Origin of the sequence: Aedoeadaptatus acetigenes (assembly GCF_025566985.1) — a bacterium.
Classification (GTDB): Bacteria; Bacillota; Clostridia; order Tissierellales; family Peptoniphilaceae; genus Aedoeadaptatus; species Aedoeadaptatus acetigenes.
The window spans coordinates 77,923-92,447 of sequence record NZ_JAOQJD010000004.1; the positions used below are offsets into that span (position 1 = coordinate 77,923).

Sequence of the window (14,525 nt, forward strand, 5' to 3'; positions counted from 1 at the left end):
TCCTTATTTCCATAAACTGCGGCCGGTCATGGCCTCGGGTTGTTTTATATTCAGCTCCTCCAACATGGTGGGGGCGATGTCGGCGAGGACGCCGTCATTCAGTTCGCGTTCAAATCCCACGGGAATGAGGAACACGGGATTGGTGGTGTGGGAGGTGACGGGATTTCCCGCCCCGTCCTTCATCACGTCGCAATTGCCGTGATCCGCCGTAATCAGAGCCCGTCCGCCTTTTTTGCCAATGGCGCCCACAACGGATTCAAGGCATTTGTCCACCACGCCCACGGCTTGAATGGCCGCATCGAGATTTCCCGTGTGGCCCACCATGTCGGGGTTGGCATAGTTCACGATGTAGACATCGGCTAGATCCTTTTCGATGGCGTTGATTAAGTGGCTGCTCACCAGCTCCGCCCGCATCCCCGGTTCCAAATCGTAGGTGGCCACTTTCGGCGAGGGAATTAAAATGCGGTACTCCCCTTTCAGGGGATTTTCCCTGCCGCCGTTTAAAAAGAAAGTGACGTGGGCGTATTTTTCCGTCTCGGCGATGCGCAGCTGCTTCAGGCCTTCCCGAGACAGGACTTCGCCGAAGGTGTCTTTAATTTCTTCCTTGGGATAGATCACGTGGGTGTTGGGGATCGTGTCGTCGTAGTCGATCATGGTGACCACGTGCATGGAGGGATAGACCTTTCGCTCGAATTGATCGAATGCTTCATCGGCAAAGGTACGCACGATTTCTCTGGCCCGGTCCGGGCGGAAATTGTAGAACAAGAACACGTCGCCGTCTTCCATGCGGCCCACGGCCTTGTTATCCCGCTCAAGATAAGCGGGCTCGAAAAATTCGTCGGTGTTGTCCGCCGAATAGGAAAGGGCAAAGACCGAATCGAAATCATTGTATGCGCGGCCCACGCCCGATGTAAAGAGGTCGTAGGCTTTTTCCACCCGTTCCCAGCGATTGTCCCGGTCCATGGCGTAGTAGCGGCCCACGAGGCTCACGATCTCCCCGGTGCCCCATTCGTCCAGCTTGGCCTGAAGGGCCTTCACTTCTTCCCACGCCGCCGTCGGGGCCACGTCCCGGCCGTCTAAGATCGCGTGGATATAGATTTTTTCCACACCCGCCGCCTTCGCCAATTGAATCAGAGCGTAGAGATGGTCCCGATGGGAGTGGACGCCGCCGTCGGAGAGCAGGCCCACCAAATGGAGGGCCGATTCCTTCGCCTTATCAAAGGCTTCTTTCAGCACCACATTTTCGGCCAATGTGCCGTCCTTCGCATCTTTCGTAATGCGGGTGAGCTCCTGATACACGATGCGGCCGGCACCGATATTCGTGTGGCCCACTTCGGAATTTCCCATTTGCCCCGCGGGCAGGCCCACAGCTTCGCCGGATGCCTCGAGCTTGCCGTAGCCTTTTTCCATAAGGCTATCTAAAAAGGGCGTATCGGCCATGTAAAAAGCATTGTTCGGCCCCGCTTCGGCGAGGCCCAAGCCGTCCAATATGGCCAAAAGCATGGGCTTAACCATGGGACGCCTCCCGAACGATGGCCTTAAATTCGTCGGCCTTTAAGCTGGCGCCGCCGACGAGTACGCCGTCGATGTTTTCCGTCGCCACAAAGCCCGCCACATTGGAAGACTTTACGCTTCCGCCGTAGAGAATCCGCACTTTATCCCGAATGGCGGGATCCAGAGCGGCCCGCACCTGGCCGATCACTTCATCGGCATCGGCGGCATCGGCGGTTTTACCCGTGCCGATGGCCCAAATGGGTTCGTAGGCCAAAGTAATTTTATCTAAATCTTTAATTCCCTCAAGGGAAGCTTCTACTTGTTTCTTTAAAAAGTCCACGCGCCCCTCGGATCCGTAGATTTCTTCGCTTTCGCCGAAGCAGATAATGGGAAGAAGCCCCGCATCCAATGCGCGGGCGGCTTTTTTCGCCACGGTGGCGTCTTCTTCGCCGCGGCCACGGCATTCGCTGTGCCCCACGATGACGTAGTCCACGGAAAGATCCGCGAGCATTTCCGCCGCAATCTCCCCGGTGTGGGCGCCGTAAGTGTCTTCGGAGACATTTTGCGCGCCGATGAATACCTTTGTGCCCTCAAGTGCCCTGGCCACCCGGTCGATATGGGTAAAAGGCGGGGCCACGAGGACGTCCAAGGAATTTGTGTCCACGTCCCGAAGGGCTTCGGCCAAAGCTTCGCCTTCGCCTACGGTGGTGTTCATTTTCCAGTTTCCGGCAATTAACAAGCGTCTCATCTTACACCTCTTCCATGACGGCAATGGCGGGAAGGACTTTTCCTTCCAAAAATTCCAAGCTGGCGCCGCCGCCGGAGGAGATGTGGCTCATCGCATCTTCCAGGCCAGCCTGCTTAATGGCCGCCGCGGAATCGCCGCCGCCGATAACCACTTCGGCATCTAAATCGCCGAGGATTTTCGCCAGGGCCACGGTGCCCTTATCGAAGGGGGCCGTTTCAAAGACCCCGGCCGGCCCGTTCCACACAACGGACTTGGCTTGCTTCAATCCTTCGCCGTAAGCCTTCACCGTTTCTTCGCCGATATCCAAAGCCATTTCGTCGGCCTGAATATCGTCCAAAGACGCAGTGCGGGCGGTCTTCGGTTGGTCGATGCCCTTGGCAACGACCAAATCCACGGGGAGATTCAACGCCACGCCTTTTTTCTCGGCCTTGGCCATGAGTTCCTTGGCGTGATCCACTTCGTCGGCTTCCACGAGGGATGCGCCCATGTCGTGGCCCTTCGCCAAAAGGAAGGTGTTGGCCATGGCGCCGACGATAAAGATCTCGTCCACCACATTCATTAAATTGTCGATAACGGAAATTTTATCGCTCACCTTGGCGCCGCCTAATATCGCCATAAAGGGACGCTTGGGTTTTTCGATTAAATCGGAAAGCACCCGCACTTCCTTGCCCATTAAAAAGCCTAAAGCGGCGGGCAATTTCTTCACGATGCCCACATTGGATGCGTGGGCACGGTGGGCCGTGCCGAAGGCGTCGTTGACGTAGCAGTCGGCGAGAGAGGCCAGCTCATCGGCAAATGTGTCGTCGTTTTTCTTTTCTTCGTTTCTGAAGCGCAGATTTTCCAAAAGGCCGATCTCACCCGGTTTCAATTCACGGGCCATGCGGAGCACATTTTCGTCCACCACGGCGCCGGAGAACATGGGAATGATCTTGTGATCCAGCACTTTTTCCGCCGCCTTCAACACGGGCTCCATGGAAAAAGCTTCGTCGTAGGTGCCCTTGGGGCGACCACGGTGGCTCATTAAAATCACCGATGCGCCCTTATCCAGAAGGTAGTCGATGGTGGGGCGGGCCGCTTCGATGCGGGTCACGTCCGTCACCTTGCCGTCTTTTACCGGCACATTAAAATCCACGCGCACCAAGACGCGTTTATCCTGAACGTCCAATTGTTTTAAATCCATAATTCCTCCAAAAAAATCGAGCCCCCGAAGAGCTCGACTTCCTATTACATCTTTTCTGCAACTAAGCTTGCCAAGTCGATGACTCTTTGGCTATAACCCCATTCATTGTCGTACCAGGAGAAGAGCTTCACGAAATTGCCGTGGGCCAAGGTAAGGGACGCGTCGAAAATCGAAGCGTGGGGATTGGCGATAATGTCGGAGGAGACGATGGGCTCTTCCGTATATTCCAAAATTCCCTTCATGGGGCCTTCCGCCGCCTTCTTAATGGCTGCGTTAATTTCTTCTACCGTGGCGGGTTTTTTCAGTTCAAAAACCATGTCCGTAATGGATCCCGTGGGCACGGGCACGCGAAGGGCGTGGCCGTCAAGTTTGCCTGCAAGTTCCGGCAAGACCTGTGCCACGGCTTTGGCCGCGCCGGTGGAGGTGGGGATGATATTTTCCGCCGCCGCACGGGCTCTGCGCCAGTCTTTTTTGTGTTTAGCGTCGTGGATCTTTTGGTCGTTGGTATAGGCGTGGACCGTGGTCATCATGCCCTTTTCAATGCCGAAGGTATCCAGTATAATCTTTGTCACCGGCGCCATGCAGTTGGTGGTGCAGGACGCGTTGGACAGGAAGTGGTGTTTTTCGTTGTCGTACAGATCGCTGTTGACACCCATAACGATGGTAATGTCTTCGCCCTTGGTCGGCGCCGAGACGATGACCTTCTTCGCGCCGGCCTTAAAGTGTTTTTCCGCGCCTTCGCGGTCTTTAAATGCGCCGGTGGTGTCGATGACGATGTCCACCTTGTTTTCTTTCCAAGGAATGTTTTCAGGATCCCGTTCGTCGGAAATAATAATGTCTTTGCCGTCGATGTTAAAGCCCTTGTCCGTGACCTTCACAGTGCCGGGGTAGTTGCGGTAAATGGTGTCGTGGCGGAACAGATGGGCCATGAGTTCCCAGTCCCCACTGGCATTTAATTGAACCAACTCGAAGGGCAGGTCGTCTCGTAAGCAAATTCCGCGAACCACGTCGCGGCCGATGCGGCCAAACCCATTAACACCTACACGAATAGTCATTGTATCCTCCTTGTATCGATTGTTACCGAATGTTATCTGTTTAAATGATACCCAAAGGCGGGCATAATCACCGCCTTCGGTCATAAAAATCCATCCGTTTCATCATATCAGAAACTGCTCTTCATTGCGATATGCAATGAAAAATAGAAAGGACAAATTATGCTCTTCGTCCTCCAGGGCCCCTCCGGATCGGGAAAAACCACCCAAGCCGCCCACTTGGCCCGCGAAAAAAACTTTGAAAAAATTATTACCGCCACCACGCGGCCGCCTCGGGCGGGAGAAATCCACGGCCGGGACTACTATTTTCTCGACGAAAAAAACTACGACGCCTGTCTCAAAAAGGGAGAGCTCTTGGCTCCCACCGCCATTCACGGCGCGCGCTACGGCATCCCGAAGGCGGATCTTCTTTCGATTATCGGGAGCGATACGCGCCACGCCGTCGTGATTTTAGACGCCAAGGGGGCGGAGGCGCTTCGCGCCGAAGGGGCTTATGTCATCGGCCTTCGCCTGGATGAAGCCACCCGCCACGCCCGCCTCGTGAAGCGCCGGGAAGAAGATCGCTTCGACAAAGAACACTTCGATCTTCAATGCGACGCCACCCTCGACGCCTCGGGAAGCGAGGAAGCGGTGTTCAGCGAATTGGTCGCAGTCATAAAAAAGGCCATTCGGGAAAGAAAAAAGTAGCGCCCTTTCGAAAATTTTTTCGTTTCACCGAATTTTTCTTCTTTTTTTCCGCCGCTCTATGAAATTTTTGATAGAATGGTTCGGGGTGACATTATGAATTACTTATACGTGTTCGCAGCTGCATTTTTGTTTTCGTCCATGGAGGTCGCCATTAAATTTACCGGCGGCGCCTTTAATCCCGTTCAATTAAATTTCATCCGCTTTCTGGTGGCGGGGATACTGCTCTATCCCATTAGCCGCAAAGAGCTTTCAACGCTTACATACAAATTGGTGAAGAAAGACTACCTCCACTTCGCCTTTACGGGCTTTTTGTGCATCGTCGTGTCCATGACCTTCTACACCTTGTCCGTTTCCTTCCTCGACGCCCACGTGGCCGGCGTGCTCTTTTGCGCCAACACCTTTTTCTCCATGCTCCTGGCCCATTTCTTTACGACGGAAAAAATGAACCGGCCCATGCTCTTCGCCGTGGGCCTTTCCTTCGTGGGCTTTCTCGTGCTCGTTAATCCCGCCCACTTCAAGGGCTCCCTCTTGGGCGTCGTCATCGTGTTGATCTCCGCCCTTTCCTTTTCCTTCTACGCCTTGGTGGGAAAAATCCTCTACAAAGACGCCCCCTTTAAGGCGCCCACCATTACCTCCCGCTCCTTCCTCTTCGGCGTGGCGGAACTTTTCATCTTGATCATGATCTCACGCACGGCCCCCGTAGCCGGCGCGCTGAAATCCGCGGGTCTCGATGTCTTCGCGAATATTCCCATTCTGAGCGGCATCGCCTCGGACAACATCCTCATTCTTCTCTACATCTCCGTCTTTGTCACGGGCCTTGGCTTTGCCAGCCACCTCTTCGCCGTGGAAACCAATCCCGTGGCCGTGTCCTCTCTGGTCTTTTTCGTAAAACCCATTCTCTCGCCGATCCTGGCGGCGATCTTTCTCGGAGACATTATTTACAAACACGAAATCTTCGGCATCCTCCTCATCGCCGCGGCATCGAGTTTGATTATTTACGAACAGCACCGCCGGGAGCAAAAAGCCCTCGCGGAAAAATAAATACAAACAGCCTTTCGGGGCACGAAAAAACGGAGGCGCGAACCTCCGCTTTTTTCTATATAAAATCTTTGTTTAATGAGCGATTTCAACAGTGGAAAGAATTTCCGGCAATTCTTTTCGCGCGTCATTGTAGGCTTTTTGTAATTCCTTGTTTTCCAAGCTGGTTTGCACGTCGGAGGCGCAGATAAAGATCAAATACTTATCCCCGATCCGTCCCACGACGTAAGAGGGAATGTCGCCTTCCGGTTTGTCGGCGATGTCGAAGCAGCCCACCCAACCGATGGCTTCATCGGCGGCGTGGTTTTTCTTTTCGTACAGGCTCTTTCTCAAAAAGCCGTCATCCATTTTTTCTTCCTTGTACAGGAACATGTCTTTCTTGTCTTCGGGAATGGTGACGGTGACGTTTTTATAGACCTGAATTTTTTCGCCCTTCACCTTCTTGCCGATTTCCATGTCACCAAACAGGGCCGTGCGGTTCTTTTCGTCCCATTGAACCTTCACGCCGAGGGCTTCGGAGACGAAACGCATGGGCAGATAGGTGCGGTTTTTGGAAATCCGCGGCACCGTGTCCATGGTCTTCTTTACGCCGTTGATCGTGTAGGCTTTCTTGCCGATGGTCATGACCACCACGTTCTTGTCGTGGGTCAAGGTAACTTCTCGGGTCTTTTCGTTCCAGTCCGCTTTTCCGCCCAGGCCTTCGGCGACGACGCGAACGGGAAGGGTCACGCGATTGTCCTTCATTTCCACGCCGGTGAAGCTTTCGTACATGGCGGCTTGTTTGCCCTTAATGTAGACGTCGATGGGATATTCGTCGTCATCTTCCGGGCCGTTGGCAAAGGCCAAGGCGGGAATAAAGCACAGAGCCAGCAAAATAAGTATAAATTTTTTCATGTTTTCTCCTTCCTACAACAGTATCTACATTAGTATTGTACCCCCCCCGATAAAAATACAACCGATAAAAATAAATTGCATTCAGCCTTTCAACGGCGTATAGTATTTCCCGGAGATCGTATTTTTTTAAACGATACTCGCCCTTTAAGGGGCAGGAAGACACAGCGGAATTTCCGCCGACAATTTTATAAGGAGAATTATGCAAGTAGAAATGTTACAGGGCAAAATTCACCGGGCGACGGTGACCCAAGCTGAACTTAACTATGTGGGAAGCATTACCATCGATGAGGCACTCCTGGAGGCCTCGGGCATTAGAGAGTATCAGAAGGTGCAAGTGGTGGACATCGACAACGGATCCCGTTTGGAAACCTACACCATTGCCGGCGAGCGAAACAGCGGCGTGATTTGTTTAAACGGCGCCGCCGCGCGACTGGTCTCTGTGGGAGACAAGGTGATTATTATGAGCTACGCCGCCTACGAAGCGGAGGAGCTTACGGACTACGCGCCGAAGGTGGTCTTCGTGGACGAAAACAACGGCATCAAGCAAATCGCGACCTACGAAAAACGCGGCACCTTGTCTTAAAGCTATTGATAATAAGGCCGGATGATCAATCGGCCCACGAAAAAACCCGCCTCGAGGCGGGTTTCAATAGAATGATGAAGGAAGGCTTCCCCCTTCCTTCTTTTTTTGTGCATATCCTTAGGACAAAATCAGGTTTTGAATGTCTTCTTCCACGGTCCCGTTGGGAGCGATGTTGAAGTTTTCAACCAGGACCTTTACCACATTTTCGCTTAAGAAGGCGGGCAGAGTCGGGCCAAGGTGAATGTTTTTCACGCCCAGAGACAAGAGGGCCAGAAGAACGATGACGGCCTTTTGTTCATACCAGGCGATGTTGTAGACGATGGGAAGTTCGTTAATGTCCGCGAGTCCGAAGATTTCCTGCAGCTTCATGGCGATGACGGCCAGGGAGTAGGAGTCGTTGCATTGGCCGGCGTCCAGTACGCGGGGAATGCCGCCGATGTCGCCCATGTGCAGTTTGTTGTAGCGGTACTTGGCGCAGCCCGCCGTTAAAATTACCGTATCTTCAGGCAGGGCCTTGGCAAATTCTTCGTAGTAATTGCGGTCCCTTTGGCGCCCGTCGCAGCCACCCATGACCACGAATTTCTTAATGGCGCCGCTCTTTACCGCATCCACCACTTTATCCGCGAGAGCGAAGACTTGATTGTGGGCGAAGCCGCCGACGAGGGTGCCTTCTTCGATTTTTTCAGGCGCTTTGCATCCCTTGGCCTGTTCGATAATGGCACTGAAATCCTTGTGGCCTTTTTCGTCTTCGTCGATGAATTTCGCGCCGGGATAGCTTGCCACACCGGTGGTGTAGAGGCGATCCAGGTAGCTGTCGTCTTTCGGGGGCACGATGCAATTGGTGGTCATGAGAATCGGGCCGTTGAAGGAGGCGAATTCTTCTTTTTGATGCCACCAGCTGCCGCCGTAATTGCCCACGAAGTGATCGTATTTTTTAAATGCGGGATAGTAATTGGCGGGGAGCATTTCCGAGTGGGTGTAGACGTCCACGCCGGTGCCTTTCGTTTGTTCGAGGAGCGCTTCCATGTCCTTTAAATCGTGGCCGGAGATTAAAATCCCGGGATTGTTCCGCGGCTCGAGGGATACTTCCGTGATCTCCGGATGGCCGTACTTCGTCGTGTTGGCTTCATCCAATAAGGCCATGGCCTTCACGCCGTTTTCGCCGGTCTTTAAGGTGAGGGCTACGAGATCGTCCACCGACAGGCTGTCGTCGGTGATCTTTTCCAGCGCTTCCGCCATAAATGCGTGGACTTCGTCGTCTCTAAAGCCCAGCACATTGGCGTGGCGAGTGTAGGCGGCGGTGCCCTTTAAGCCGTAGGTAATGAGCTCGCGAAGAGAGCGAATGTCTTCGTCCTTCGTGGCGAGGACGCCGATGGCATCGGCCTTCGCCGCTTCCGTGAGCCCTTCCCGCACGTCGAATGCGGCTTCGGCGGGAAGATCGCTCATGCCTTGGGCCAATTCCTTCTTCATATCCAGGGTCTTTACGATGTAATCTTCCACCGTCTTCGGATTGAAATTCGCGTTGGTAATGGTGGTAAAGAGATTGTCGGCGATGCGGTCTTGTACCGCTTCTTTCTTATCGCCTAAATCCCCCTTGCGATTTGCCACTTGGGCCAGGCCCTTGGTGACGTAAATGAGCAGGTCCTGCAGATCCGCCACGTCTTTCGTCTTTCCGCAGACCCCTTTTACCGTACAGCCTTTATTGCCGGCTGTTTCCTGACATTGAAAACAAAACATGTGCTACCTCCTAATTCTTCTTTGCTTTATCGTAGTTTCAGTATAGACCCCGGCAAAAAAAATAGACGTAACTTTTGTTACGTCGCGGCGATTAAAATAATAAACTTTCCAAATTTTCCGGATCGAAGGACACCTTACGTCCATCCAAGTCGATCAAGCCCTCCCGATGCATTTTCATCAAGGTGCGAGACAGAGAGGGCCGGGGCACGGCCAGGTAATCGGCCAGGGCCTCCCGGTTCATCAGCTCAAAATCTTCGCCCGTGGGATTCACAAAGAGCAGGTGGCGGGCGATCTTTTTTTCCATGCTCCCCGCCGACAGCACCACCATTTTTTGATTGAGAAAATACGCCTTCTTCGCCAGCACCCTGAGCATATTGGCCACCAACTGCTGTGCCACGGCGCCCCTCGCGGGATCGAAGGCATCCTTCGGCACAAAGAGCAGGCGACTGTCTTTCACGACGCGGCAAGCGAAATCGTAGGGCCTGTCTTCTAAAAAGAGATACACCTCGCCGAAGACCGTGTCCTTTTCCCGAAAGCGATTCACCATTTGCCGCTTACCGGAAAAATCGTTTTTCTCCACTTCCACGGCCCCGTCGAGAAGGATGAATAGCCCCTTCGCCTCGTCGCCTTCGCGAAAAACATAATCGTCGGCGGGAATTTCTTTCTCCCTTGCGCCGTATTTCGTTAAATGGGCCCTTAAGTCTTTCTCATTTACACCTGAGAATAGATTGTTTTTATCGGCCACGCCCTTCACCTCGTCTCATCCGGCGCAGACGAAAACTCGTATCGTGCACGGCCCGGGACAGATCGGCCTCGGTAAAAAAGCGCCTGCGGGACGAAAGCCTGGCCCGTTGAATCCTTCGGGAAAGATACAGGGACCTGCGCCTGTTTGAAAGGCTGCGCAAAAAGGCCGCCGCCATCGCCGCCGACGCCTTTTTCCCGAGAAGGGGCAAGACCTTCTCCTGCTCCCGCTTCTTGAAACGGCGCACCGCATTTTCTATCTCTGAAGATTTTTTTAATCCCTTGTTATCATTTATACTACGGGTGTTCAATGAATGTTTTCTCATATGGCCCTCCCTGAACAGATATCTTACTATAAAAATAACCGAAAACGCCACTTCTTAAACTATTTGCCGAAAAAATAGATGTAATTTGCTAAATTGAAGTCACTCCTTTCGTTATTATCTTTTATATGGTATATTGTCTTTAGCAGAAAACGTTACCCGATTGATTAATGTTTTCTCGCTGCGATTCTTTAAGAAAGGAAGAAACTATGGATTGGAAGAAGCATCACAGGATTCTCATTATTACCGGCCATTTCGGTAGCGGTAAAACGGAAATGTCCATCAACTTGGCCCTCAAATTACGCGAGGACAACGAAGAGGTGGCGGTCGTGGATTTAGATATTATTAATACCTATTTCCGGATCAGAGACAAGGACGATCTCATGAATGAAAAGGGGATCCGCACCCTCTCGACCGGCGTCAAGGCAAGAGCCGTGGATATTCCCGCGCTGGATCCGGCGATCGACGCGATTCTTTTGGACAAAAGCACGCGGGTCATCGTCGACGTCGGCGGAAATCCCTCCGGTGCTCGCGCCCTCGCACGCTATCGCCCCACGTTGGAGGAAACGGGTTACGAACAAATCTTTGTCATTAACTCCAACCGCCCGGAAACGAAAACACCTGAGCAAGTCATCAAATTTATGGAAGACACCCAGGCGACGAGCGGAACACAAATTACCGGTTTGTTTAACACTGCCCACTTCCTGAAACACACCACGGCCGACGACGTCATCGAAGGCCTGAAGTTGGCCGAAGCGGTCAGCGACCAAACGGGCTTGCCCCTCTTGGGCACGGTCTGCATGAGCAATTTGGTCGACGAGGTCAAAGCGCGTACGAACGATCTGTATATTCTTCCCATCGATCTCTATTTCCGAGATCAATGGATGCTATAAGGAGGAAAACCAATGGCAAAAGGAAAAGTCACTTTCGATCAAGAGTACTGCAAGGGTTGCGCCCTATGCGTCTCTGTCTGCCCCAAGGATGTCTTGGCTCTTAAAACCGACGAATTAAACCCGAAGGGCTACAGACCTGCCTACGCAAAAAACCCGGATGATTGTATCGCATGCACATCCTGTGCGATCATCTGCCCCGACTCTGTCATCAGCGTCTACCGCATCGAAGAGTGAAAGGAGTCTCACATGTCTGAAAAAATTCTAATCAAAGGTAACGAAGCTGTCGGCGCGGCACTTATCGCTGCCGGTTGCAAAACATATTTTGGCTACCCCATCACACCTCAATCCGAAGTTCCCGAATACTTAGCAAGAGAACTGCCGAAGATCGGCGGTACTTTCCTGCAAGCCGAATCGGAAGTTGCAGCTATTAACATGCTTTACGGTTCCGCCGGTACCGGTACCCGCGTAGCAACCAGCTCCTCTTCTCCCGGGGTATCCCTTATGCAAGAAGGCATCAGCTACATCGCTGCTTGCGAACTTCCCTGCATGATCATCAACATGATGCGTGGCGGCCCGGGCCTCGGCTCCATCCAACCGTCTCAAACCGACTATTTCCAATCCACGCGCGGCGGTGGTAACGGCGACTATCGTACCTTAACCTTAGCACCGGCATCCATCCAAGAAATGGTCGACTTAATCCACTTAGGCTTCGACTTAGCTGACCAATACCGTACCCCGGTCATCATGTGCGGCGACGGTATGCTCGGCCAAATGATGGAACCCATCGAATTCAAGGAATTCGAAACCAAGACCTTCGACAAATCCGACTGGGCAGCCACCGGTACCGAAGGCAAACGGGAACCCCACATCATCAACTCCCTCTTCCTCTCTCCCGATGAATTGGAAGCGCACAACAAGAAGCTCATCGAAAAATACAAAGCCATCGTTGAAAACGAAAAACGCGCCGAAGTGATCGATGTCGAAGATGCCGATATCGTCTTCACCGCATTCGGTACCACCAGCCGTATTTGTAAGTCCGCCGGCGAATTATTGAAAGCTAAAGGTTACAAGGTCGGTTATGTCCGTCCCATTACCCTCTGGCCTTTCCCCGACACAGCTTACGACAAAATCGGTGACAACTGTAAGGTCATCTTAGACGTGGAATTAAACCAAGGTCAAATGGTCGAAGACGTACGTCTCTCCGTCCTCGGTAGAATCCCCGTTGAATTCTACGGACGCCAAGGCGGTATGATCCCCACGGCTGAAGAAATCGCAGACGTAGCTTTAAAGTTATTGGAGGCGTAAAATGGAAAAACTCATCTATTCGAAAAGCAAAGCATTAACCGATGTCCCTACACACTACTGCCCCGGCTGTACTCACGGCGTTATCCACAAACTCGTGGCTGAATGCTTGGAAGAATTAGGCCTTACCGGCAACGCCATCGGGATTGCACCGGTCGGTTGTGCCGTACTCGCATACAAATACTTCAACTGCGACATGTACGAAGCAGCCCACGGCCGTGCACCGGCTGTCGCTACCGGTATTAAACGCTCCACTCCGGACAAATTCGTCTTCACCTACCAAGGCGACGGCGACTTGGCATCCATCGGTTCCGGCGAAATCGTTCAAGCGGCTCACCGCGGCGAAAAGATTTCCACCATCTTCGTTAACAACGCCATCTACGGTATGACCGGCGGCCAAATGGCCCCCACGACCCTGATCGGCCAAAAGACCACCACTTCTCCCACCGGTCGTCAAGTAGACTGGTCCGGACGCCCCATTCGCATTGCCGAAATGCTCGCTACCATCGACGGCGCAAAATTCGTCGAACGTGTTGCAGTGAACACACCGGCAAACATCCGCAAAGCGAAAAAAGCCATCAAACGCTGCTTCGAAATTCAATTAGAAGGCAAAGGCTTCGGTATCGTCGAAGTTCTTTCCGCTTGCCCGACCAACTGGGGTTACCCGCCGGCAGAAGCGTTGAAATGGTTAGAAGAAAACATGATTCCCTACTATCCTTTAGGAAATCTGCGTAACGGGGAGGATCTATAATGACTACAAACAGAGTAATTGTTTCCGGCTTCGGCGGCCAAGGCGTTATGGGTATCGGCCAATTATTGACCTATGCCGGCATGTTCGATGACAAACACGTATCCTGGTTACCTTCCTACGGTCCCGCCATGCGTGGTGGCGCTGCGAACTGCTCCGTTATTATTTCCGACGAACCCATCGGCGCACCGAACATTTCTACCGCCGATGCAGCCATCGTTATGAACGAACCTTCTCTGGACAAATTCGAATCCTACGTCGCACCGGGCGGCCACATTTTCATTAACAGCTCCCTGGTCAGCAAGGACACCTCCAGAAAAGACATCACTTCTCACCACCTGCCCGTCAACCAATTAACCGAAGAATACGGCAACCCGAGAGTTCTCAACATGATCATGATCGGCGCATTTAACACGGTCCTGAACATGGTTAGCCAAGAAGCCCTTGAAAAAGCCGTCGACAAACTCTACGGCAAAAAAGGCGAAAAGATCATGAAGATGAACTTAGATGCCCTGAAATTCGGCGAAAACAAAATGAAGGAGATCCTCAATGCGTAATGAAGTTGAAATCTTAAGACAAGCCATGCTCAACGAAGTGGAAGGCGCTGAATTCTACAAACTGTCTGCAGATAAATTCGCTCCCTCTTCGACGAAAGACGCGCTCTTAGACTTGGCCCGCCAAGAAGAAGATCACATCGAATATTTAAAGAGCCTTTCCGAAAAGCTCATCGACGACTCCAGAAGCATTAACTTCGATCCCGAAACCCTGAAAAAAGAAGTTCCCTCTCCGGGCATCTTCAAATGGGACAAGGTAGACGAAGACATGGTTCGCCTGGCAGTTACCGTCTTCTCCGTAGGCCTGAACATGGAAAAAGATTCCGTGAAGTTCTACACCGAAGCAAAAGACAAAGTTGAAAGCGAAGAATCCAAAAAGCTTTTCGACATCTTAGCCAAATGGGAAGAAAGCCACGTCGAAACCCTTCAAAAACAATACGACATCTACCAACAAGAATGGTGGAACATGCAAAACTTTGAACCCTTCTAGAGAGAAGAGTTTCCTTACGAAAGAGCCCGCTTCGGCGGGCTTTTTTCGTTGCACTTTCTTT

The 14,525-nt window shown here is 52.4% G+C and carries 17 protein-coding genes; 9 read left to right on the top strand and 8 right to left on the bottom strand.

What is annotated here, in order from left to right; all coding sequences use genetic code 11:
* Positions 1-3: 3 nt before the first annotated feature.
* The 4 genes from gpmI to gap are packed head-to-tail and all read right to left on the bottom strand — an operon-like array spanning position 4 to position 4,477.
* Complete coding sequence (gpmI, locus tag OCV31_RS02980; RefSeq protein ID WP_148472471.1) at positions 4-1,515, bottom strand: 2,3-bisphosphoglycerate-independent phosphoglycerate mutase; 1,512 nt, start codon at positions 1,513-1,515, stop codon at positions 4-6.
* Positions 1,508-2,242 (bottom strand): triose-phosphate isomerase, encoded by a 735-nt coding sequence (gene tpiA / locus OCV31_RS02985; protein WP_148472473.1) that lies wholly within the window; start codon positions 2,240-2,242, stop codon positions 1,508-1,510. The genes gpmI and tpiA overlap by 8 nt, the downstream gene beginning before the upstream one ends.
* Position 2,243: 1 nt before the next feature.
* Positions 2,244-3,422, bottom strand: coding sequence for a phosphoglycerate kinase (locus OCV31_RS02990; protein WP_148472475.1), 1,179 nt, complete (start codon positions 3,420-3,422; stop codon positions 2,244-2,246).
* A gap of 44 nt (positions 3,423-3,466) precedes the next feature.
* A complete protein-coding gene (gene gap, locus OCV31_RS02995) occupies positions 3,467-4,477 on the bottom strand; it encodes a type I glyceraldehyde-3-phosphate dehydrogenase (RefSeq protein WP_148472477.1) in 1,011 nt (336 codons plus the stop codon).
* A gap of 159 nt (positions 4,478-4,636) precedes the next feature.
* On the opposite strand from gap, the gene OCV31_RS03000 reads away from it, so the two are divergent.
* Both OCV31_RS03000 and OCV31_RS03005 read left to right on the top strand, forming a co-directional pair.
* On the top strand, positions 4,637-5,161 hold the full coding sequence (locus tag OCV31_RS03000) for a nucleoside/nucleotide kinase family protein (protein WP_148472479.1): 525 nt from the start codon (positions 4,637-4,639) through the stop codon (positions 5,159-5,161).
* A 93-nt stretch (positions 5,162-5,254) separates the two neighbouring features.
* Positions 5,255-6,202, top strand: a complete 948-nt coding sequence (locus OCV31_RS03005; RefSeq protein WP_148472481.1) for a DMT family transporter — start codon at positions 5,255-5,257, stop codon at positions 6,200-6,202.
* A 72-nt stretch (positions 6,203-6,274) separates the two neighbouring features.
* Here OCV31_RS03005 and OCV31_RS03010 read toward each other — a convergent pair whose 3' ends face one another.
* The gene (locus tag OCV31_RS03010; protein WP_148472483.1) at positions 6,275-7,093 is read right to left on the bottom strand and encodes a copper amine oxidase N-terminal domain-containing protein; all 819 of its coding nucleotides are present in this window, start codon (positions 7,091-7,093) and stop codon (positions 6,275-6,277) included.
* A gap of 199 nt (positions 7,094-7,292) precedes the next feature.
* On the opposite strand from OCV31_RS03010, the gene panD reads away from it, so the two are divergent.
* The gene (gene panD, locus OCV31_RS03015) at positions 7,293-7,676 is read left to right on the top strand and encodes an aspartate 1-decarboxylase (RefSeq protein ID WP_148472486.1); all 384 of its coding nucleotides are present in this window, start codon (positions 7,293-7,295) and stop codon (positions 7,674-7,676) included.
* Between the two features lie 117 nt (positions 7,677-7,793).
* On the opposite strand, the gene hcp is transcribed toward panD, so the two are convergent.
* From hcp to OCV31_RS03030, 3 genes are all read right to left on the bottom strand, one after another.
* The gene (gene hcp / locus OCV31_RS03020; protein ID WP_148472488.1) at positions 7,794-9,413 is read right to left on the bottom strand and encodes a hydroxylamine reductase; all 1,620 of its coding nucleotides are present in this window, start codon (positions 9,411-9,413) and stop codon (positions 7,794-7,796) included.
* Positions 9,414-9,504: 91 nt separating this feature from the next.
* The gene (locus OCV31_RS03025; protein WP_267303772.1) at positions 9,505-10,158 is read right to left on the bottom strand and encodes a Crp/Fnr family transcriptional regulator; all 654 of its coding nucleotides are present in this window, start codon (positions 10,156-10,158) and stop codon (positions 9,505-9,507) included.
* Positions 10,148-10,480 carry a hypothetical protein gene (locus OCV31_RS03030; RefSeq protein ID WP_148472492.1) on the bottom strand — a complete coding sequence of 111 codons (333 nt, stop codon included), beginning with the start codon at positions 10,478-10,480 and terminating at the stop codon, positions 10,148-10,150. Before OCV31_RS03030 ends, OCV31_RS03025 begins: the two co-directional genes overlap by 11 nt.
* Before the next feature lie 206 nt (positions 10,481-10,686).
* Between OCV31_RS03030 and OCV31_RS03035 the strand changes: the two genes are divergently transcribed.
* Genes OCV31_RS03035 through OCV31_RS03060 form a run of 6 tightly spaced genes read left to right on the top strand, consistent with a single transcriptional unit; the run spans position 10,687 to position 14,464 of the window.
* On the top strand, positions 10,687-11,370 hold the full coding sequence (locus OCV31_RS03035; protein WP_267303773.1) for a nucleotide-binding protein: 684 nt from the start codon (positions 10,687-10,689) through the stop codon (positions 11,368-11,370).
* Between the two features lie 12 nt (positions 11,371-11,382).
* Positions 11,383-11,604 carry a 4Fe-4S dicluster domain-containing protein gene (locus OCV31_RS03040; protein ID WP_108831611.1) on the top strand — a complete coding sequence of 74 codons (222 nt, stop codon included), beginning with the start codon at positions 11,383-11,385 and terminating at the stop codon, positions 11,602-11,604.
* A gap of 12 nt (positions 11,605-11,616) precedes the next feature.
* On the top strand, positions 11,617-12,675 hold the full coding sequence (locus OCV31_RS03045; RefSeq protein WP_148472496.1) for a 3-methyl-2-oxobutanoate dehydrogenase subunit VorB: 1,059 nt from the start codon (positions 11,617-11,619) through the stop codon (positions 12,673-12,675).
* Position 12,676: 1 nt separating this feature from the next.
* Positions 12,677-13,423 carry a thiamine pyrophosphate-dependent enzyme gene (locus OCV31_RS03050; protein ID WP_148472497.1) on the top strand — a complete coding sequence of 249 codons (747 nt, stop codon included), beginning with the start codon at positions 12,677-12,679 and terminating at the stop codon, positions 13,421-13,423.
* On the top strand, positions 13,423-13,977 hold the full coding sequence (locus OCV31_RS03055) for a 2-oxoacid:acceptor oxidoreductase family protein (RefSeq protein ID WP_148472499.1): 555 nt from the start codon (positions 13,423-13,425) through the stop codon (positions 13,975-13,977). The genes OCV31_RS03050 and OCV31_RS03055 overlap by 1 nt, the downstream gene beginning before the upstream one ends.
* Positions 13,970-14,464, top strand: a complete 495-nt coding sequence (locus OCV31_RS03060) for a ferritin-like domain-containing protein (protein ID WP_148472501.1) — start codon at positions 13,970-13,972, stop codon at positions 14,462-14,464. The genes OCV31_RS03055 and OCV31_RS03060 overlap by 8 nt, the downstream gene beginning before the upstream one ends.
* The last annotated feature ends 61 nt before the right edge of the window (positions 14,465-14,525 follow it).

Bases quoted from the DNA above. Each gene is read 5' to 3' on its own strand.
- OCV31_RS03055 (WP_148472499.1), top strand. From the start codon at position 13,423: ATGACTACAAACAGAGTAATTGTTTCCGGCTTCGGCGGCCAAGGCGTT.
- gap (WP_148472477.1), bottom strand. From the start codon at position 4,477: ATGACTATTCGTGTAGGTGTTAATGGGTTTGGCCGCATCGGCCGCGAC.
- OCV31_RS03010 (WP_148472483.1), bottom strand. From the start codon at position 7,093: ATGAAAAAATTTATACTTATTTTGCTGGCTCTGTGCTTTATTCCCGCC.
- OCV31_RS03005 (WP_148472481.1), top strand. From the start codon at position 5,255: ATGAATTACTTATACGTGTTCGCAGCTGCATTTTTGTTTTCGTCCATG.
- OCV31_RS03030 (WP_148472492.1), bottom strand. From the start codon at position 10,480: ATGAGAAAACATTCATTGAACACCCGTAGTATAAATGATAACAAGGGA.
- hcp (WP_148472488.1), bottom strand. From the start codon at position 9,413: ATGTTTTGTTTTCAATGTCAGGAAACAGCCGGCAATAAAGGCTGTACG.
- panD (WP_148472486.1), top strand. From the start codon at position 7,293: ATGCAAGTAGAAATGTTACAGGGCAAAATTCACCGGGCGACGGTGACC.
- OCV31_RS03060 (WP_148472501.1), top strand. From the start codon at position 13,970: ATGCGTAATGAAGTTGAAATCTTAAGACAAGCCATGCTCAACGAAGTG.
- OCV31_RS03045 (WP_148472496.1), top strand. From the start codon at position 11,617: ATGTCTGAAAAAATTCTAATCAAAGGTAACGAAGCTGTCGGCGCGGCA.
- gpmI (WP_148472471.1), bottom strand. From the start codon at position 1,515: ATGGTTAAGCCCATGCTTTTGGCCATATTGGACGGCTTGGGCCTCGCC.
- OCV31_RS02990 (WP_148472475.1), bottom strand. From the start codon at position 3,422: ATGGATTTAAAACAATTGGACGTTCAGGATAAACGCGTCTTGGTGCGC.
- OCV31_RS03050 (WP_148472497.1), top strand. From the start codon at position 12,677: ATGGAAAAACTCATCTATTCGAAAAGCAAAGCATTAACCGATGTCCCT.
- tpiA (WP_148472473.1), bottom strand. From the start codon at position 2,242: ATGAGACGCTTGTTAATTGCCGGAAACTGGAAAATGAACACCACCGTA.
- OCV31_RS03000 (WP_148472479.1), top strand. From the start codon at position 4,637: ATGCTCTTCGTCCTCCAGGGCCCCTCCGGATCGGGAAAAACCACCCAA.
- OCV31_RS03040 (WP_108831611.1), top strand. From the start codon at position 11,383: ATGGCAAAAGGAAAAGTCACTTTCGATCAAGAGTACTGCAAGGGTTGC.
- OCV31_RS03035 (WP_267303773.1), top strand. From the start codon at position 10,687: ATGGATTGGAAGAAGCATCACAGGATTCTCATTATTACCGGCCATTTC.